This window comes from Allorhizobium sp. Av2, from assembly GCF_021462805.2.
GTDB lineage: Bacteria > Pseudomonadota > Alphaproteobacteria > Rhizobiales > Rhizobiaceae > Allorhizobium > Allorhizobium vitis_G.
In genome coordinates, this window is sequence record NZ_CP192696.1 from 1,898,824 (window position 1) to 1,916,219 (window position 17,396).

General features: G+C 56.4%; 16 protein-coding genes. 6 read left to right on the forward strand and 10 right to left on the reverse strand.

Features of this window, described 5'->3' with window-relative positions; genetic code table 11:
• Positions 1-47 precede the first annotated feature (47 nt).
• Complete coding sequence (locus FS819_RS09165) at positions 48-800, reverse strand: pyridoxine 5'-phosphate synthase (RefSeq protein WP_156533511.1); 753 nt, start codon at positions 798-800, stop codon at positions 48-50.
• A gap of 222 nt (positions 801-1,022) precedes the next feature.
• Between FS819_RS09165 and FS819_RS09170 the strand changes: the two genes are divergently transcribed.
• Positions 1,023-1,385, forward strand: coding sequence for a hypothetical protein (locus FS819_RS09170; protein WP_156546220.1), 363 nt, complete (start codon positions 1,023-1,025; stop codon positions 1,383-1,385).
• 72 nt (positions 1,386-1,457) lie between these two features.
• On the forward strand, positions 1,458-2,150 hold the full coding sequence (locus tag FS819_RS09175) for a MerR family transcriptional regulator (protein ID WP_156546223.1): 693 nt from the start codon (positions 1,458-1,460) through the stop codon (positions 2,148-2,150).
• A gap of 59 nt (positions 2,151-2,209) precedes the next feature.
• Here the strand turns inward: FS819_RS09175 and FS819_RS09180 are convergent, their stop codons facing one another.
• The 3 genes from FS819_RS09180 to FS819_RS09190 form a co-directional block, all read right to left on the reverse strand.
• Positions 2,210-3,340, reverse strand: a complete 1,131-nt coding sequence (locus FS819_RS09180; RefSeq protein ID WP_070150986.1) for an ATP-dependent DNA helicase — start codon at positions 3,338-3,340, stop codon at positions 2,210-2,212.
• Positions 3,341-3,458: 118 nt separating this feature from the next.
• Positions 3,459-4,964, reverse strand: a complete 1,506-nt coding sequence (locus tag FS819_RS09185; protein WP_156546226.1) for a PI-PLC domain-containing protein — start codon at positions 4,962-4,964, stop codon at positions 3,459-3,461.
• A gap of 378 nt (positions 4,965-5,342) precedes the next feature.
• The gene (locus FS819_RS09190) at positions 5,343-5,903 is read right to left on the reverse strand and encodes a hypothetical protein (protein WP_156546229.1); all 561 of its coding nucleotides are present in this window, start codon (positions 5,901-5,903) and stop codon (positions 5,343-5,345) included.
• A 633-nt stretch (positions 5,904-6,536) separates the two neighbouring features.
• On the opposite strand from FS819_RS09190, the gene FS819_RS09195 reads away from it, so the two are divergent.
• Complete coding sequence (locus FS819_RS09195; RefSeq protein ID WP_156546231.1) at positions 6,537-7,382, forward strand: aldo/keto reductase; 846 nt, start codon at positions 6,537-6,539, stop codon at positions 7,380-7,382.
• Between the two features lie 18 nt (positions 7,383-7,400).
• On the opposite strand, the gene FS819_RS09200 is transcribed toward FS819_RS09195, so the two are convergent.
• The 3 genes from FS819_RS09200 to FS819_RS09210 all read right to left on the reverse strand — a co-directional run bounded on the left by FS819_RS09200 (position 7,401) and on the right by FS819_RS09210 (position 10,266).
• Positions 7,401-7,715: a hypothetical protein gene (locus FS819_RS09200; protein ID WP_156546234.1), complete on the reverse strand. Its 315-nt coding sequence runs from the start codon at positions 7,713-7,715 to the stop codon at positions 7,401-7,403.
• Between the two features lie 200 nt (positions 7,716-7,915).
• The gene (gene ilvN / locus FS819_RS09205; RefSeq protein WP_070150450.1) at positions 7,916-8,488 is read right to left on the reverse strand and encodes an acetolactate synthase small subunit; all 573 of its coding nucleotides are present in this window, start codon (positions 8,486-8,488) and stop codon (positions 7,916-7,918) included.
• A gap of 20 nt (positions 8,489-8,508) precedes the next feature.
• Positions 8,509-10,266 carry an acetolactate synthase 3 large subunit gene (locus FS819_RS09210; protein ID WP_234624615.1) on the reverse strand — a complete coding sequence of 586 codons (1,758 nt, stop codon included), beginning with the start codon at positions 10,264-10,266 and terminating at the stop codon, positions 8,509-8,511.
• 452 nt (positions 10,267-10,718) lie between these two features.
• Here FS819_RS09210 and FS819_RS09215 point away from each other — a divergent pair, with 452 nt between their 5' ends.
• Positions 10,719-12,725 carry a helicase HerA domain-containing protein gene (locus tag FS819_RS09215; RefSeq protein WP_156546240.1) on the forward strand — a complete coding sequence of 669 codons (2,007 nt, stop codon included), beginning with the start codon at positions 10,719-10,721 and terminating at the stop codon, positions 12,723-12,725.
• Between the two features lie 150 nt (positions 12,726-12,875).
• Here FS819_RS09215 and FS819_RS09220 read toward each other — a convergent pair whose 3' ends face one another.
• Together FS819_RS09220 and miaA are read right to left on the reverse strand one after the other, a co-directional pair.
• Positions 12,876-13,133, reverse strand: coding sequence for a hypothetical protein (locus FS819_RS09220; RefSeq protein WP_087728640.1), 258 nt, complete (start codon positions 13,131-13,133; stop codon positions 12,876-12,878).
• An 84-nt stretch (positions 13,134-13,217) separates the two neighbouring features.
• Positions 13,218-14,132, reverse strand: a complete 915-nt coding sequence (gene miaA / locus FS819_RS09225; protein ID WP_156546243.1) for a tRNA (adenosine(37)-N6)-dimethylallyltransferase MiaA — start codon at positions 14,130-14,132, stop codon at positions 13,218-13,220.
• Between miaA and serB the strand changes: the two genes are divergently transcribed.
• Both serB and FS819_RS09235 read left to right on the forward strand, forming a co-directional pair.
• The gene (serB, locus tag FS819_RS09230) at positions 14,131-15,021 is read left to right on the forward strand and encodes a phosphoserine phosphatase SerB (RefSeq protein WP_156546246.1); all 891 of its coding nucleotides are present in this window, start codon (positions 14,131-14,133) and stop codon (positions 15,019-15,021) included. The genes miaA and serB overlap by 2 nt on opposite strands.
• A 12-nt stretch (positions 15,022-15,033) precedes the next feature.
• Positions 15,034-15,600 (forward strand): GNAT family N-acetyltransferase, encoded by a 567-nt coding sequence (locus FS819_RS09235; protein WP_156546249.1) that lies wholly within the window; start codon positions 15,034-15,036, stop codon positions 15,598-15,600.
• A 62-nt stretch (positions 15,601-15,662) separates the two neighbouring features.
• Here the strand turns inward: FS819_RS09235 and FS819_RS09240 are convergent, their stop codons facing one another.
• A complete protein-coding gene (locus FS819_RS09240; RefSeq protein ID WP_234889302.1) occupies positions 15,663-17,231 on the reverse strand; it encodes a Do family serine endopeptidase in 1,569 nt (522 codons plus the stop codon).
• Positions 17,232-17,396: the final 165 nt, after the last annotated feature.

Sequence of the window (17,396 nt, forward strand, 5' to 3'; positions counted from 1 at the left end):
GATGGCACATCTGGAATATATAGATCTGAATAAGTGGCGCGTGGACTTCAGCCCAGCTCGCCGCAGGCCTGGCGAAAACGTCGAACGGTTTCGGCCATGCCGAATTCCAGCGCGTCCGCCGTCAGCGCGTGACCGATAGACACCTCGGCCAGAAACGGAATCCGCTCCGCCAGCGCAGGGAGGTTGGCAACTGTCAGGTCATGACCGCCATTGACGCCCATGCCCAGAGCATGCGCCGCATCAGCGGTTGCCCCCAGAAGCGCAAGTTCACTGGCCGCTTTTTCCGGCGCGTCGTAGCAGCTGCCATATGGTCCCGTGTAAAGCTCGATCCGGTCGGCACCGGTCGCCTTGGCCGTGGCAACCGCCTGCGCATTCCCATCGCCATCGGCAAACAGGGAAACCCGCATGCCAGCCGCCTTCAATCGTGCAACGACATCTGTCAAAAACACTTGATGCGCGGCGAAATCCCATCCATGATCAGAGGTAGCCTGAGACGGGTCATCCGGCACCAACGTTACCTGCTCCGGCTGTGCCTCTTCGCAAAGCTGTAGAAAATCTTCGCTGGGATAACCCTCGATATTGAACTCGGCCTTTGGAAACTCGTCATCGATCAACGCCCGCAGCAGCGGCAGGTCGCTGAACCGGACATGTCGCTGGTCGGGCCGGGGATGAACAGTCAGGCCTTGAGCACCCGCCTGAAGCGCCAGGCGACCGAAATGACGGACATCCGGCCAAGGAAGATCGCGCCGGTTACGCAGCATGGCGATGGCATTCAGATTGACGGATAATTTTGCTGGCATTGGCGAAACCCGTTTTCTTGCTGCGGCGCTTAAAGTCCGCACCCAGACGGTCATCGCCGTCCACCCACTTCTGTAAAACCTTGAGGCAGAAAAGACCAACGAGATTATGCAATAAATCGAAGGAAATTGATGATCGGTCACTAGAAATTACCGGATAATACCAGGGGTCATTGAAAATGCCTCTTGGTATTCCCTTTGCATACGACTTCAAGGCGAGGATGCGTGATCATCTTCGATACCTTGGTAATAAAACAGGGACTTGCTGTGCTGGCCACTGCTTTGGGCCAACCGAACCGTAAATCCATCCGGCATGAACAGCATCGACAAAGCTTGAAGGCGCGTTCGAATCTCCACGCCGGGAAAATAATATCGAGGAAAACATCCGAAGCCCTAAAAACCATGGGTTTGAATTTTAGTAAAATTGATGATAACATTGCAAACAAGAGTTTAGATCGAGAATCTTTAGATCAAACATCATCGCGTTTTGGAAATTCTTTGGCGGGGACTTCAAGTATTTCCAGGCTTCGAGCATCAGGCAAACACCTCTCCAGGGTAGCAACACAGAACGCCGCAACCATTGAATAGATCAATCGAGAACGATATTGGAACGAAATGAAAATATTTCCCGACATTATCGGGAAAAGGGGGACTTATCGCATGGCAGGCCAGCCCGACTTTCTTGACGTTACCGAATCCATCACTCCCATCCTGAAAGCAGGTCTTGCCATGATGCCGGATCTGCCTTTGCCCGAGGACCTACCACCGGAGCCGGTGGCAATTTCCGACATGGCCAATCTGTTTGGCGTCACCCACAGAACCCTGCATTTCTATGAGGAAAAGAATCTCCTCTCTTCAAGCCGCATGGGGTTGATGCGGGTCTATTATCATCGAGACATTATCCGCATGGCGCTGATCAACACATGCCGGGAGATCGGCATGCCGATTGCCGCCATTCAGGATCTGTTTGCCGAACTGAGCGGCACGATCACTCAGGCACAAGCCAATGAGCTTCTCAACACGGCGCTGGAGGCCCGGAAACGAGAATTGATTGCATCGCAATCGATGATGTTTCGCCAGATCGAGCAGATCAACAACCTTCTCACCCGCGAAGATGACCAGGGCGAAACAGAGATGCCAACATTGCGCCATGGCATTGATTTGACCGAACTGGAGCATCATTGCCTGTCGCTGATGGCAGAAGGCTATACCCAGGTGCGGGTGGCGCGAACCATGCAAATGACTTTCGAAGCCGTGATTGCACTGGAAGCCAGCATCATGCGCAAGGTCCAGGCGACAAACCGATTCCAGGCGGTGGCAAAGGCGGTTCTGCTGGGCATCGTCGCCAATTAGCAAAGCTGACCAGAAAACCTGATAGCGCCCTTACCGCGCCCTCTTACCGGACGCCCCCCTTATCGCACAATGGTCAGCGTCTCTGCCGCACGGGTCACGGCGGTGTAGAGCCAGCGCTCGCGCGTATCACGAAACGCCCAGCTTTCATCAAACAGCACGACATTATTCCACTGCGAGCCCTGGGCCTTATGCACCGTCAGCGCATAGCCATAATCAAACTCGTCATAGCGCTTGCGCGTCGTCCAGGGAATTTCAGTCTCGACGTCTTCGAAGGCCGCTTTCAGCAGCTTGATCTTGGCAGCACCGCGATCCATGTCGTCATCTTCCGGCTTGATCAGCAGGTTCATCCCGGGTTTCACCGTCTCTCGTGAAGAGGTCATCACCTGCCAAAGCGAGCCGTTCAGCAGACCCTTGACCTGATCATTGCGCAGGCATACCAGTTTGTCGCCGGATTGCGGGTAATCGGCGGTAAAGCCCTTCAATTCGCGCAGCCGCTTGTTGTAGCGTCGCCGGGTCTTGTTGGTGCCGACCAGAACCTGATCGCAATTCAGCACCAGATCCTGCGTTACCTCATTCTTGGAAATCACCCGCGCCGTGCTGCCGTAATCGCCATGCATGATTTCCTTGCCTTCGCGGATCTGCATGGCAAGCTGGATGATCGGATTGTCTCGTGCCTGGCGATGAATATCCGTCAGCAGATAATCCGGCGCTTGTTCCGTAAAAAATCCACCGCCCGTCACCGGCGGCAACTGGCCGGGATCGCCAAGAACCAGAATGGGCGTGCCAAAGCTCATCAGGTCGCGGCCAAGCTGTTCATCCACCATAGAGCATTCGTCGATGACGATCAGGGCGGCCTTGGCGACCGGGCTTTGCCGGTTGACGGAAAACATCGGTGTCATCGAGGTCTTGCCGGTTTCCTCGTCCGACACTTCCTCTTCGCCACGCGGACGGTAGATCAGCGAATGTATGGTGCGCGCCGTCGTCGCACCGCGCGAACGCAACACTTGCGCCGCCTTGCCGGTAAAGGCCGCGAACAACACATCGCCATCGACATTCTCGGCAAAGTGCCGGGCAAGCGTGGTCTTGCCGGTTCCGGCATAGCCGAACAGACGGAAAACCGGGGTCTTTCCCTCCTTCAGCCATTTGGCAACGGCCTTGAGAGCTTCATCCTGTTGAGGTGCAAATTCCATAGCGAGGAAATGCGCGGATTCGCAGACGAAATGCAAGAAGAGAATAGGCGCCCCCCGTGGCAGGTGTCCTGCGCCCTTCGCAGGCGCAGGACAGTTTGCTTAAAGAATGCCTACGGCATCAGCCAGCGCGGAACGGACGAGGATAATTCCAATAGTGAGCGTTGGATGCAATGAATAACTGCACCACATTCGCTCTACCGCCTGTGCTGAGCGGATAAGCCGTCTCTTCATAGTCGAACAATGACCAACCCAGGCGCATGTTATCGGGAGCCAAGGCGGCATCCCCCAAAAAGTTTAGCACGTCCTGCATTATGTAAATGCCCGTGACGCCGAAATACGTTGCACTGGCATAGTTCAACAACAGGCGTCTTCTATTATTATCAATGGGCTGAGGATTGATAGCGGGTAGTGCAGCAGTCCAGACTCGAAACTTTTCTTCTGTTGCGCCGAAAGTCGACAACCCCTTGAATTGATCCTGAACATAGAGTTCGAAATCCCGCCCATTTATAGGCTCACAAAGCTGCCCGGTTGTATTATCGACCCAACTGATCGGCGCACCAAATCGCAGATCATCATTGATACGGTTCAGCAAATACATGCGGCCTCTTGTCTCCCTGAGTGTTGGCATCGCCTCCTGTGCAAGAACGGGGTATTGTTGAAGCAGTGCTGCCAAAGCATTGAGTGCGGCAGGTTGCTGCGCGAGTGATACGGTGTTCCACGCATCAACTTTCAGCGATATAGCTAAAAACTCTGTTGGGTTCTGGGCCAAAAATGTATGGAACTCATCAAGAGCGGACGGCAGTGTTTGAAACTCATTAAAGCGGCAACTGCTGAAAATCTCGCCGTGGCATGTCATGAATGTAAAGGCGCCGTTCACCTCACGCACGCTGATGCGGATATCAAACAGCCGAACACCACTCAGCATTTGCGCCGTTAACGTGGCATAATGGCAAGCATAAAATGTGTGAATATCGGAATTGATCGCAGCACTGTCATGCGTTCCAGGCAGGTTGATCTGGTCCAGAAAAAGACTGTCAGGAAGCTCACCCAGCCAGTTTGGTTGATCGGGGGAATCCTGGACCACGACAAGCTGACCGACGAACTCAAAATGAGAGACCAGCAGGCTACCCAGGTTGAAGACCTGCACCAATTGATTGGTTGCATCAACAACAGGAACATAAGCATGGTTAAAACAATGAGGTTGAGCGGCATGAGGTTGAGCGGCAAGAGGTTGAGCGGCAAGAGAGGGGCTGCCGATCCACCATAAATCATCTCCATTCGTATCCCCTTGACCGACCCAGATATCGAGATCAAAGTTTTCAACACCAACAGCGAGTTGAATAGTGAGCTGAAACGCGAATTTCAGCGTTTGGGGAAGCGTTCCTACGGTCGATACATCGCCAATAATATGGCCCGACCCACCAGTGTTTTGTTTGAACAGGTTGACCACGTGATCGTCGGCGGGATCGACGATCCCATCGTAGCCGACCGTCACGCTCCAGACATCATTATTGTTGCCGATCTGCGGAACCACCGCATTTGTGACGCCATTGACCGTGTTAAACGAGCCGGGCGTATAGGTAATTGTCCGGATAGCCGGGCATGTAAAATAAAGGCTGCTCATCTTCTAAATCCTGTAGAAATGGAAATTGCCTGCCCGTTGGCAACAGCGTACCCACCAGCCACACCACAGGTGGCGGCGACAGCAGCTAGGAACCAGCGGCATAAGCAAGTTGAGGGAGGGAAGCTCTGTCGGCTTTTCAGCGCGGTGCTGAGCGAAACGCAAACACCGGGCACAGAATCGTTAGAGCCTGTTCAAGAATTGCTGCTGGCCTGGCGAAAATGGTGATTTCGAGAACCGGAACGGAGCGTACTTAACGTACGTGGGTACAAGCATTCCAGGAAAAGTGCGAAGCGGTTTTCCGTTTGGAAATGCGATTGCACCATTCAAGCGCAGAAATTGCCATTTGCAGACGGCCAGCGGTGATTATTGGACGGACTGTTAGAGCCAGGGCGTTAACTGGAAGAGATCGCCATCACGATTTGTGACCTGCAAGACCTGCACCACCGCTTCTGCCTGGTTCACAAATGGGAGCAAGATCGTTGCATTGGCATTGGCAAGAGGAAGACCTCCGAGCCACCAGACCTGTCCGAACTTATTGGCACCCTGCCCGACAAAAAGGCTGACATCCCTTTTGTCACCGTTTAAGTTTACCGTCACATCAATCTTGGCATAAAAATTCAGTGTATCGGGCGTCAGTTTATCGCCATCGATGGTGCACATGCGGTCCGCGCCGCCACAAAGATTGGTGAATTCAATTGCCAATTGCGGATCTAGCTGGCCATCACAATCAAAGGTAATCATCCAGACATCTTCTGCACGGTCCACCGTTGGCGTGTGGAAGGGCTGGCTGGCCGCGACCGTAAATGACCCATCAATGTAGGAAAGCTTATCGATCAAATCGCTCTCAAACGCCAAGAGGCTTTTATGATACGATATTTTATCGGACGACGGCGTCGCCGAAAGAGCACTCTGGCTCGTGCGGTTTTGTGAATTTTGCATGGAACTCTCGCGTTAATGATTGATAACTGCGACGCCCCACCTGCGTGCTGTGCAATAACAAATTGTGCCAGACCCTAGACGATCAAAGCAACACCTTGCGCACAATCACTGTATACAACAAACAGAATAAACAATCAATAGTTGCCATTCAAAAAAAACACACCCAAGGAAATTATTGATATTTCAGAACGGGCAACCCACAGAAGAAGTCCTGCGACCGGCATAAAGCCTTATCGCAACAGAGGCCAAAGGCTCAAAGCCAAGAACACGGCCATCATCATATTGAACCATTTCAGCCGTAGCAGATCCTCCAGGCAATCCATAACAGCTAGAGCATCGGACCGAAAAGTGGGAACCGGTTTTCGGATAAATCCGATACGTAAACAGAAACTTAGAGCATCGTGCTGATTCCAATTTTCTGTATGATGCTCTAAAGACGCCGTCAATTTTCATCCCGTGGCAAAATACAGGCTTTGCCGTAAGCGAGGCGGTCAGCCCTGTTGCATAATTTCCTCCTTAAATCGGAAACCGATTTTCCTCAAAAGATAAACGACAACAAGAACACACCAGCCGTTTCCAACTTGCCCGTTCCCACCACGCTGCTATCCTACCAATCAATTTGGGAGCAAGATCATGAACAATTCCCTTCCTACCGTCGCCCTGCCTTCCGGCCAGGTCGTGCCAGCTCTTGGCCTCGGCACCTGGATGATGGGTGAGAATACGGCCGCGGAAAAAGACGAAATCGCCGCCGTGAATCATGCCCTCGATCTCGGCATGACAGTGATTGACACCGCTGAAAAATATGGAGATGGCAGTACTGAACAGATTATCGGGCGAGCCTTGAAAACACGGCGCAACGAAACATACCTGGTGTCGAAAGTCGCGCCATGGAACGCCAGCCGAGAGGGCACGATCAGCGCTTGCGAAGGGAGCCTCAAACGGCTCGGCACCGACTGCCTCGATCTCTATCTGCTGCACTGGCGCGGCGAACACCCGTTGGCGGACACGGTCGATGCATTTGAGACATTGAAACGTCAGGGCAAAATCAAAGCCTGGGGCGTCTCGAATTTCGATGTCGATGATATGGAGGAACTGTTTGCCGTAGAGAACGGCGCAAACTGCCAGGCCAACCAGATCCTCTACAATCTCTCCCGCCGTGGCGTGGAATACGATCTTGTTCCCTGGTGTCAGGAACACGGCCTTGCCATTATGGCGTATTCGCCGATCGAACAGGGACGACTCCTCCGCCACCCCGAGCTGATCCATGTGGCAAAGGCCAATCAGGCAACGCCTGCGCAAGTGGCGCTTGCTTTTCTGCTTGAGCGCGACAACGTTTTGCCCATTCCGAAGACTACAGCCACAACCCGTATCGAAGAAAACCGTGGATCGGTCGATCTAGAACTAACGGATGAGGATCTCGCACGGCTCGATGCTGCGTTTCCACCAACGCAACGAAAGCAGCCGCTGGAAATGCTGTGATCGAAACAACTATACGCATCAGCCCTTCAAGCAGGCCTGCAAGCTTACCTGGTTGGCCTCTTCGCCATCCGCACCATAGGCATCGTAGCAATCCAGCGCCCATTCACTCGACCCGTCGTCGCCAAGGGCGCTTTGCTCATCATGCGACGGCTCATGCTCAAGAGGAAGGCGCGAGGTTTTAGGTAGTTTGACCTCGGCAAATGGATAATCGATCACCGGTGATGCGCTGACAAAAGACGCCGTTGGTATTTGGCGTTCAACAAGTCCCTTTGCCGCAAGACCAGCCGGAAGAGACAAGGATGCGATAAGTATTACGACTGTTGCTGCTTTCATGGCAGGCTCCCGTGTTTGGTAAGCCGTTAACGCACCATTAGCACTTTTGTTCAAACCAGGGCGTAAAGAGAAAATCACAAGCCCGTGTAGTGCAGCCTACTTGTCAAGAGCAATGACCAAAGAGGGCTGGGGAAAAGCAAGGGCGCATCCGGATGAAGCCGGATACGCCCTCAAAGGGTTCAGCACAGACAGGGTAGCAATCACATACCCTGCGAGCCGCGATTCATCGCGGCGATGCCAGTGCGGCAGACTTCGTTCAGCCCCAGCGGCTTCATGATCGACACGAACTGGTCGATCTTCGAGGACTTGCCGGTCAGCTCGAAAATGAAGTGATCCACCGTCGCATCCACCACCTTGGCGTGGAAGGCATCGGCCAGCCGCAGCGTTTCGGCCCGCATCTCGCCTGTCGAGACCACTTTGACCAATGCCACTTCCCGCTCGATTGGCCGCTCCTGGCCAAGCTGGCGGGCACGCACGGTCAAATCCAGCACCCGGTGCACAGGAATGATCCGCTCGAGCTGCGCCTTGATCTGCTCCAGCACCAGCGGCGTGCCACGGGTGACGATGGTGATGCGCGACAGATGCGCCTCATGCTCGGTTTCCGAGACAGTCAGGCTTTCAATATTGTAGCCACGCCCGGAAAACAGGCCGATGACACGGGCGAGAACGCCCGGCTCGTTATCGACCAGCACGGACAGGGTATGACTTTCGACGGCCGCCGTTTCCGGGGAGATGAAATAGGCCGAACCGGTCGGTTGTAGATGTGCGTTCATAACTCTTGCTCCTCCTGGTGTTAAACGAGCTGACGGCCCTTGGCATCGATGGCCGTTGCCACCGCATCGTCCGTCGCCTCGTCCGGCAACAGCATTTCGTTATGCGCCTTGCCCGATGGAATCATCGGGAAACAATTGGCGAGGTTGGCCACCCGGCAGTCGAAGATGACAGGCCTCTTGACGTTGATCATCTCCAGGATCGCATCATCCAGCTGATCCGGCTTTTCGCAGCGAATGCCGACCGCGCCATAGGCTTCTGCCAGTTTGACGAAATCAGGCATGGCTTCGGTATAGGAGTTGGACAGCCGGTTACCATGCAGCAATTGCTGCCATTGCCTTACCATGCCCATATACTGGTTGTTGAGGATGAAGATCTTCACCGGCGCATTATATTGCACGGCGCAGGACATTTCCTGAATGCACATCTGGATCGATGCATCACCGGCAATGTCGATGACCAGGCTTTCCGGATAGGCGATCTGCACGCCTATCGCTGCCGGGAAACCATAGCCCATCGTGCCGAGACCGCCGGACGTCATCCAATGGTTCGGCTGTTCGAAGCCGAAAAACTGGGCGGCCCACATCTGGTGCTGGCCGACTTCCGTGGTGATGTAGGTATCATGGCCAAGGCTCAGCGCCGACAACCGTTCGATGGCGTATTGTGGCATGATCACGTCCCTGGAGGGCGTATAGGAGAAGGACTTGCGCGCCTTCCAACCGTCAACACTGGCCTTCCATTCCGCCGTCTGGGCCGCATCCGGCTTTTTCGCCAAAGCCCGCCATTGACGCACCATGTCTTCGAGAACATGGGCGATGTCGCCGGTGATCGGAATATCGACGCGCACCGTCTTGTTGATCGAGGACGGATCGATATCGATATGGATCTTCTTGGAATTGGGCGAAAACGCATTGAGACGACCGGTGATGCGGTCGTCGAACCGCGCACCGATACAGACCATTACGTCGCAATCATGCATGGCCATATTGGCCTCGTAGGAGCCGTGCATGCCCAGCATGCCCAGCCAATTCTCGCCCGATGCCGGATAGCTGCCCAGGCCCATCAGGGTCGAGGTGATCGGAAAATCGGTGAGGCTGACCAGTTCGCGCAGCAGCTTGGAGGCTTCCGGCCCGGAATTGACCACACCGCCACCCGAATAGATTACCGGACGCCGGGCGCTGGCCATCAGCTCGACAGCGGCTTGGATCGCCTTGGAATCACCCTGCATTTTCGGCTGATAGCTGCGCTGGATCGTGTGGTTTTCCGGCGGCGTATAGGTGCCGGTGGCAAATTGCACGTCCTTCGGAATATCGACGACGACAGGGCCGGGACGACCCGTCTGGGCAATACGGAAGGCTTCATGAATGACCCGGGCCAGATCGTTGACATCCTTGACCAGCCAATTGTGCTTGGTGCAGGGACGGGTAATACCCACCGTGTCGCATTCCTGAAACGCATCCGAGCCGATCAGCGTGGTCGGCACCTGGCCGGACAGGCAGACCAGCGGAATGCTGTCCATCAGCGCGTCCTGCAAGGGGGTGACGGCATTGGTGGCGCCAGGGCCGGACGTGACCAGCATGACGCCTGCCTTGCCGGTGGAGCGGGCATAGCCTTCAGCTGCGTGGCCTGCACCCTGCTCATGACGCACGAGAATGTGCTGGATCTCATCCTGCTGGAAGATTTCATCATAGATCGGCAGCACAGCGCCGCCAGGATAGCCGAATATATGCTCGACCCCGTTATCCTTCAGCGCCTTCAAAACAATTTCCGCGCCGGTCATCCTGTTATCTGTGCCAGTCATGTCTGCTCCCGATATTTCCCGAATGCTGCTGTTATCGTGATTTTGGCCATAAAAAAAGGCCCCTGGAAGGAGCCTGTCTGTCGCGCATGGGAGGCTATTGCCTGACGGTCACACCGTCATGCCCATGCGCGTACCCACCACGAGAAGAATGTTAAAATTGATCATGGGCAAAGTGATAGCCAGTCTGACAGCAAGCGTCAACGGCAAAAAGCCTGCAAATGCGGCAGGAGGCGCACATTTTCGAAGCATCTGCGCCGGTGTTGCCGTCAAGATGATATACCGGATCTTAACAGCAGACGGCTACCATCGCTTGCCGGTCCCTCGCCGGACCCCGGTCCATCACAGATGAGCGCCTTTTGCAAAACCCTGATCTTCCACCTTCAGGCTCCTCCCTTTCCAGCGCATCCGCCGGACAGGATCGCCGTGACCAGATGACACCTGGCAATCGTTTTCTGGGCCGTGTCGTTGCCTGCAATGGCGCACGCGCCACGATTGCCGCCACCGCCCAGGAAGGCGGCACCGACCTGACGTCGCTGTGGTCTGTCGGGCGGCTGATTTCCATTACCGTCGGGGAAAACCGTGTCGTCGCGCTGGTTTACGCCATGCGCACCGAAACTGGTCTGTGGAGCGAAGACAAAGACAATGGCTTCATCGTCGATGTCGAGCTGATGGGCGAGGTCAGCCGGGGCCCGGAGGGCAGCGAAGTCTTTACCTCAGGCATTACTCAATATCCCTATCTTGGCGCCGTTGCTCACCGCATCCGCGTGGCCGATCTGAAGCGGATCTATGATTCGAAAGAAGGTGGTAGCTGCAAGATCGGACGTTTGAGCCAGGACGATTCCATCGACGCCACGATCCACATTCCTTCCATGCTCTCCAAGCATTTCGCCGTGGTCGGCTCCACCGGCGTTGGAAAATCCACCGCCGTGTCCTTGTTGCTGCATAAGGCAATAGCCGCCGACCCCAAGCTGCGGGTATTGATCCTCGATCCCCATAATGAATTTGCCGCAGCCTTTGGCAGCCAGGCCGTGGTGATCGACACCGACACGCTGGACCTGCCCTTCTGGCTGATGCGTCTCGATGAACTGACTGAAGTGCTTTACCGGGGCAGGCCCGCCGTCGTCGAAGAGCTGGATGTTTTGCGCGACCTGATTCCGGAGGCCAAACGCGCCTTCAAAGGCTCTGAAGCTGGCCTGACACGCCGTAGCGAGCGGGCTGGTTTTACCGCCGATACACCTGTCCCCTACCGATTGTCGGACCTGCTGGCCGCCATTGACGAGCGGATTGGCAGGCTGGAGGGCCGCGACGAAAAGCCCGCCCTTCGCTCGCTGAAAATGCGGATCATGTCGGCGGTCAACGACCCGCGCTATCGCTTCATGTTCTCCAGCAACACGATCAGCGATACGATCATGGAAACCGTCGCGCATATCTTTCGCGTGCCGGGCCATGGCAAGCCGATTTCCACGTTCCAACTGGCGGGCATTCCCTCCGAAATTGTCAATTCGGTGGCCTCCGTGCTGTGCCGCATGGCCTTTGAGCTGGCGCTCTGGTCGAACGGCGCGATCCATATGCTGGTGGTTTGCGAAGAAGCGCATCGTTATGTGCCGGCAGACCCCAGCCTTGGTTTTTTCCCGACCCGGCAGGCCATTGCGCGGATTGCCAAGGAAGGCCGCAAATACGGCGTCTCGCTCGGCATCATCACCCAGCGACCGGGTGAGCTCGACCAAACCATCCTGTCGCAATGCTCCACTGTGTTTGCCATGCGGCTTTCCAACGACAGCGACCAGGCCATCATTCGCAAGGCCTTGCCCGACAGCTCGATCTCCGCCACCAGCTTCATTTCCTCGATTGGCAACGGCGAGGCGATTGCCTTTGGCGAGGCGATTGCCGTGCCGATGCGCATGCGGTTTGACCGGGTGGACCAACGCCACCTCCCCAAAGCCAGCGGCAGCACACTGGCACCCTCCGAAGACATGCCAGATAATATAGATCTCAGCGAAGTCATCTCGCGGATGCGCGCCAGCGCAGAACCGGACATTTCGGGCTTCCAACAGAGCTATCGCGTACCGGAGCCGGAAGCGTACAGGCCGCCCGCGCCCAATACTGAGCCGACCATCACCACCCCACTCGCCGAACCATTCCGCGCCCCGACCGCCGAGCCTCCAGAAGCACCGCGCCCGATCCTGCCCAGCCCGCCTATCGAGCCCTACCGGCCCGACATGCTGCCCGGCACCGAACTTGGCACCTCACCCGCTGCACCCCGCCCTGAACCCGCCTCCGGCTTTCGCCCTGCCAGCGCCTATGCGGGGCTGCGTAAGCCGGATGCTCAAACCCTTTTTGCCGCCGCGCCCTCACCCGCCGTTCCAACACGGCGCGAGCCGGGCATGACGCTAAGGGAAAGTATTTTGAAGAAGCCGTTGGGTGGGGTGAAGGAATAGTAGAAGCTTGCTCCAACTATTCTGCCGATTCATATCGAGTCAGGCGCTGCTTCAATCTCTTAGAGCATCGTACAGAAAATCGGAAACAGAACGATGCTCTTGTGGAACGCTTGGTTCCTAGGGAGAACCGGTCCGGCTGCTACACCACTCTCACCCACCCACATTCCGCTTCGCCGCATCGGCCAGCACGCTCAAATGCCGCTCGATCAGCGTCAGGAAGGCAATCGTGCCGCAGACCAGGGCCGCAACCAGAATGCCGCCCAAGCCACCGATGACAGCACCGGGAATGGAAAGTTCGCCGGTATAATAGATGCCACGCGTGGCACCAGATGCGGCCGCGATGGTGATGATCAGCAGAGCAAACAGGATGTTGAGGGCGGACAGGGTTCTGGCGAGAAAGTGGTTCATGGGAACTCCGTGATCGATTGTTTCGCAACAATGAAATCACGGTTCAACACACCGAACAAGATTCGGATGTGACCGCAGGTCACCTCAGCCTGAACGGCTGGCAGCAGGATCGACCCTCTCCCAACTCCCATCCATCTGATTGCGAAACCAGGTCATCTGGCGTTTTGCATATTGGCGCGTGGCGGCGGAGGCCTTTTCGATGACGTCCGCGCGGCTCATCTCACCCTTCAGCATAGCGGCGATCTGGGAGACGCCGATGGCCTTCATGGCGGGCATGTCCGGGGAAATGTTCTGCGCCAGCAGTGCCTCTACCTCTTCCACCGCGCCCTCATCCATCATCATTGCAAAGCGGCGGTTGATGCGGTCGTGCAGCAGTTTGCGATCCGGCAGGACGACCAGTTTCTTCGCCCGGCTCGGATCAACGATCATTGGCCCGGAGCGGGTTTGAAAGACGGAAATCGACTGGCCAGTGACCTCAAGCACCTCCAGCGCCCGGATGATCCGCTGGCCGTCGCGCGGGTCGAGCCTTCCCGCAACGGCGGGATCACGCAGAGTCAGGTCGTGATGCAGGCTTTCCGCCCCTTCCGATCGTTCACGCTGGCGCAGGGCCGCACGTACCGGTTCGGGTATGACAGGCATGTCGGAGAGGCCGCCGGTCAGCGCCTTAAAATACAGCCCCGTACCGCCGACGATCACCGGCAACCGGTTTTGCGTCCGCAGGTCTTGCAGCAACATAGTCACGTCGCGCAGCCAGTCGCCGGTCGAATAGGCAGCACCCGCCGCAACATGGCCGTAGAGGCGATGCGGCACGCCCTGCATATCCTCTTCGCTTGGGCGCGCGGTCACCACACGCAGCGTATCATACACCTGCATGCTATCGGCATTGATCACCACGCCACCTGCGTCGGCCGCAAGCCTCAGCGCTAACGCGGACTTGCCGCTGGCGGTCGGTCCGGTTATCAGGATGGCATCAAAATTGTCATCAAGGTTGTTCATCATGGCTTTCGTTGCCACGCTTATTGCCAATCCGTCAAATCCTGTTCTGACCCCGGCCCTTGCCGAGCAAGCCGCAGCCGCAGTTTCCGCCTCTGGCCTCTATTGGCTGGCGGATGGTGTAGCCTGCGATATCGCGCTGAAGGATGGCAGTGATCTTGACGCAACGGAAGAGACCTTACGTAAAGTGATAGAAGGTCACCCCATTGATCTCGCCATCCAACAGGCCGACAAACGCCGCAAGGCCTTCCTGATAGCCGATATGGATTCGACCATGATCGGCCAGGAATGCATTGATGAACTGGCCGCCGAAGTCGGTCTGAAGGACGAGGTCTCGCAGATCACCGCCCGCGCCATGAATGGCGAAATCGCCTTCGAACCGGCGCTGCGTGAACGTGTCGCGCTGTTGAAAGGCCTGCCGATCACCGTTGTCGATGAGGTGATCGCCAAACGGATCACGCTCACCCCAGGCGGGCTGGAGCTGATCGCCACCATGAAGGCCAAGGGCTATTATACCGCGCTGGTCTCGGGCGGATTTACTGTCTTCACCTCGAAAATTGCGGCCACCCTGGGCTTTGAAGAAAACCGCGCCAATATCCTGCTGGAACAAGACGGCCTGCTGACCGGCGAAGTGGCCGAACCAATCCTCGGCAAGCAAGCCAAGGTGGATGCGTTGCAGGACATCGTCACCCGACTTGGTCTTTCGCCGGAGGATGTGATTGCCGTTGGCGACGGCGCCAATGATCTTGGCATGCTCGGCGTCGCTGGCTCCGGCGTGGCGCTGCATGCCAAGCCCACGGTGGCGGCTCAGGCGAAAATTCGCATCGACTATGGTGATTTAACGGCTTTGCTTTATCTTCAGGGCTACCGCAAGACGGATTTCGTCGCTCCTTAAACCACGGGCATCATGATTATTGTTGAAACGGACCGGCTGCTGTTGCGCCGATGGAAAGAGAGCGACCGCAATCTGTTTCGGGAAATCAATGCCGACCCGAAAGTCATGCAGTTCTTCCCCTTTCGCCGGTCTTATGAAGAAGCGGACCTGATGATGGACCGCGTCAACAGGCTGATCGATGAGACCGGCCTGTGCTTTTACGCGGTTGAACTCAAGGAAACCGAAGAGCCCATTGGTTTTTGCGGATTGTCGGACGCGATGATGCCGGACATTCTGGGCGAAGGCACGATAGAAATCGGCTGGCGGCTCGCCACCCGCTTCTGGGGGCATGGCTATGCGACGGAAGCGGCACGCGGTCTTCTCGGTTATGGCTTCAAAGCCAAAGGCTTGAACGAAATCGTTTCCTTTGCGGTCGCCACCAACCACCGCTCCACTGCCGTCATGCAGCGGCTCGGCATGATCCGTGACCTGAACGGCGATTTCGACCACCCGCGTGTCCCCGACACCCATCCGCACCTGAAACCACATGTGCTTTACCGGATGACAAAACAGCTTTGGGCGTCCCAACACATCACTTGAAGTAGCGGATTCAAACTCTGAACCCGCTGCCATAGACCTCTGAATCGACTCTCAAAAATACCCTATTCCAGCGGCACGGCCACGAAACGCAGATCGCCCTGCGGCGTCGCCACCATCAGATGAATGGCACGGCGGCCATCGGATTTCAGCTTGTCGATTTTCTCCGCCAAGGCTTCTGGCGTGGCGACGAATTCCTGGGCCACTTCCACGATCACCTCACCGGCTTTCAAGCCCTTCTGGTCAGCGGCGGAGCTCTGCTGCACATCAGTGATCAGCAAGCCCTCGACGCTCTTGGCAATCGAATTGGCGGCCCGCTTCTCATCGTCCAGCGCCTCGACACTCATGCCAAGCACCATGCCGCTGGCCGCCTCGTCCGTGTCCTCGCTGTCGCTGGCTTTTGGATCGGCCTGTTCGCTGTCCTTGGCTTCCGTCGCCTTGTCGTCAGGCAATTGCGCCAGCTTCACTTTCAATGTTTCCCGCTTACCGTCACGAAACACCACGACATCGATATCCTGATTGATCGGGCTTTCGGCCACCGTGCGAACCAGATCGCGGCTTTCGGCAATATCCTTGCCGCCGAAGGAAATAATCACGTCTCCGGTTTTGAGAGGCCCCTTGGCCACCGGACCGTCTTCAATAATGCTGCTGACCAGCGCACCCCGGCCCAATTTGATACCTGCCGACTTGGCGAGATCATCCGGTACCGGCTGAATGCGCACGCCCAGCCAGCCGCGCCGCGTTTCACCAAAGTCGCGGAGCTGCTTGATGACATTTTCGGCCAGTTCCGACGGCACGGCAAAGCCAATACCGATGGAACCGCCGCTGGGCGAAATGATCGCCGTATTGATGCCGATCACTTCACCACGCATGTTGAACAGTGGGCCGCCGGAATTGCCCTTGTTGATCGCCGCATCGGTCTGAATGAAATTGTCATAGGGTCCGGCATTGATATTTCGGCCCCGGGCCGAAACGATGCCGAGCGTTACCGAACCGCCGAGCCCAAAGGGATTGCCGATCGCCATCACCCAATCGCCGATCCGCATCACTTTCGAATCGCCGAATTTTACCGCTGTCAGCGGTTCCGTCGGTTCAACCTTCAATAGCGAAAGATCGGTCTTGGTGTCGGTGCCGATCAGCTTGGCCTGCAATTTCGAACCGTCGGAGAAAATCACTTCGATGTCATCGGCATTCTCGATGACATGGTTGTTGGTGACGATGTAACCAGCGGGATCGATAACAAAGCCGGAGCCTAGCGAATTGACCTTATGGTTGCTGCCCTTGCCCTCGCGATTCTTGTAGAAATCTTCAAACAGATCTTCAAAGGGCGAGCCTTTCGGCACCTGTGGCAGGGGCGCAGACTCGTCATCATCGACATTCTGCGATGTCGCGATATTGACCACCGCACCGAGAAGCCCCTCTGCAAGATCGGCGACGGGTGCCGGACCGCCCTGCGCGGGTCCTGACGTTGCGGACGCACCAGACCCGGAAGCAGGCGGCGACGGGGGAATCGGCGCTGCGGTCTTGACCTGCGCAAAGGCTGCCGTGCTCGTGGCCACAGGCCCAAAGCTGACCATGCCCCCGACGACAACAGAGGTCAGAAGGCGGGTGGCCGGTCCGCAACACTTAATCATAAGCTTCCTCATGGTGAGTTTCATTCCTGCTCGCATCCGACCGATCATAGGACGCATGGCTACAAACCGAAACCGCCTTGCCGGGTTTGTTCACGCTATCTTGAGTATAGGGCGGCGTCATGGCGCGGGGTGTCGTTTATACCCGCCCCCCCAAAATGCCCAGGC

Excerpts from the sequence above, each read along its gene's own strand:
- FS819_RS09165 (WP_156533511.1), bottom strand. The coding sequence starts at position 800 with ATGCCAGCAAAATTATCCGTCAATCTGAATGCCATCGCCATGCTGCGT.
- FS819_RS09175 (WP_156546223.1), top strand. The coding sequence starts at position 1,458 with ATGGCAGGCCAGCCCGACTTTCTTGACGTTACCGAATCCATCACTCCC.
- FS819_RS09180 (WP_070150986.1), bottom strand. The coding sequence starts at position 3,340 with ATGGAATTTGCACCTCAACAGGATGAAGCTCTCAAGGCCGTTGCCAAA.
- FS819_RS09185 (WP_156546226.1), bottom strand. The coding sequence starts at position 4,964 with ATGAGCAGCCTTTATTTTACATGCCCGGCTATCCGGACAATTACCTAT.
- FS819_RS09190 (WP_156546229.1), bottom strand. The coding sequence starts at position 5,903 with ATGCAAAATTCACAAAACCGCACGAGCCAGAGTGCTCTTTCGGCGACG.
- FS819_RS09195 (WP_156546231.1), top strand. The coding sequence starts at position 6,537 with ATGAACAATTCCCTTCCTACCGTCGCCCTGCCTTCCGGCCAGGTCGTG.
- FS819_RS09200 (WP_156546234.1), bottom strand. The coding sequence starts at position 7,715 with ATGAAAGCAGCAACAGTCGTAATACTTATCGCATCCTTGTCTCTTCCG.
- ilvN (WP_070150450.1), bottom strand. The coding sequence starts at position 8,488 with ATGAACGCACATCTACAACCGACCGGTTCGGCCTATTTCATCTCCCCG.
- FS819_RS09210 (WP_234624615.1), bottom strand. The coding sequence starts at position 10,266 with ATGACCGGCGCGGAAATTGTTTTGAAGGCGCTGAAGGATAACGGGGTC.
- FS819_RS09215 (WP_156546240.1), top strand. The coding sequence starts at position 10,719 with ATGACACCTGGCAATCGTTTTCTGGGCCGTGTCGTTGCCTGCAATGGC.
- FS819_RS09220 (WP_087728640.1), bottom strand. The coding sequence starts at position 13,133 with ATGAACCACTTTCTCGCCAGAACCCTGTCCGCCCTCAACATCCTGTTT.
- serB (WP_156546246.1), top strand. The coding sequence starts at position 14,131 with ATGGCTTTCGTTGCCACGCTTATTGCCAATCCGTCAAATCCTGTTCTG.
- miaA (WP_156546243.1), bottom strand. The coding sequence starts at position 14,132 with ATGATGAACAACCTTGATGACAATTTTGATGCCATCCTGATAACCGGA.
- FS819_RS09235 (WP_156546249.1), top strand. The coding sequence starts at position 15,034 with ATGATTATTGTTGAAACGGACCGGCTGCTGTTGCGCCGATGGAAAGAG.
- FS819_RS09240 (WP_234889302.1), bottom strand. The coding sequence starts at position 17,231 with ATGATTAAGTGTTGCGGACCGGCCACCCGCCTTCTGACCTCTGTTGTC.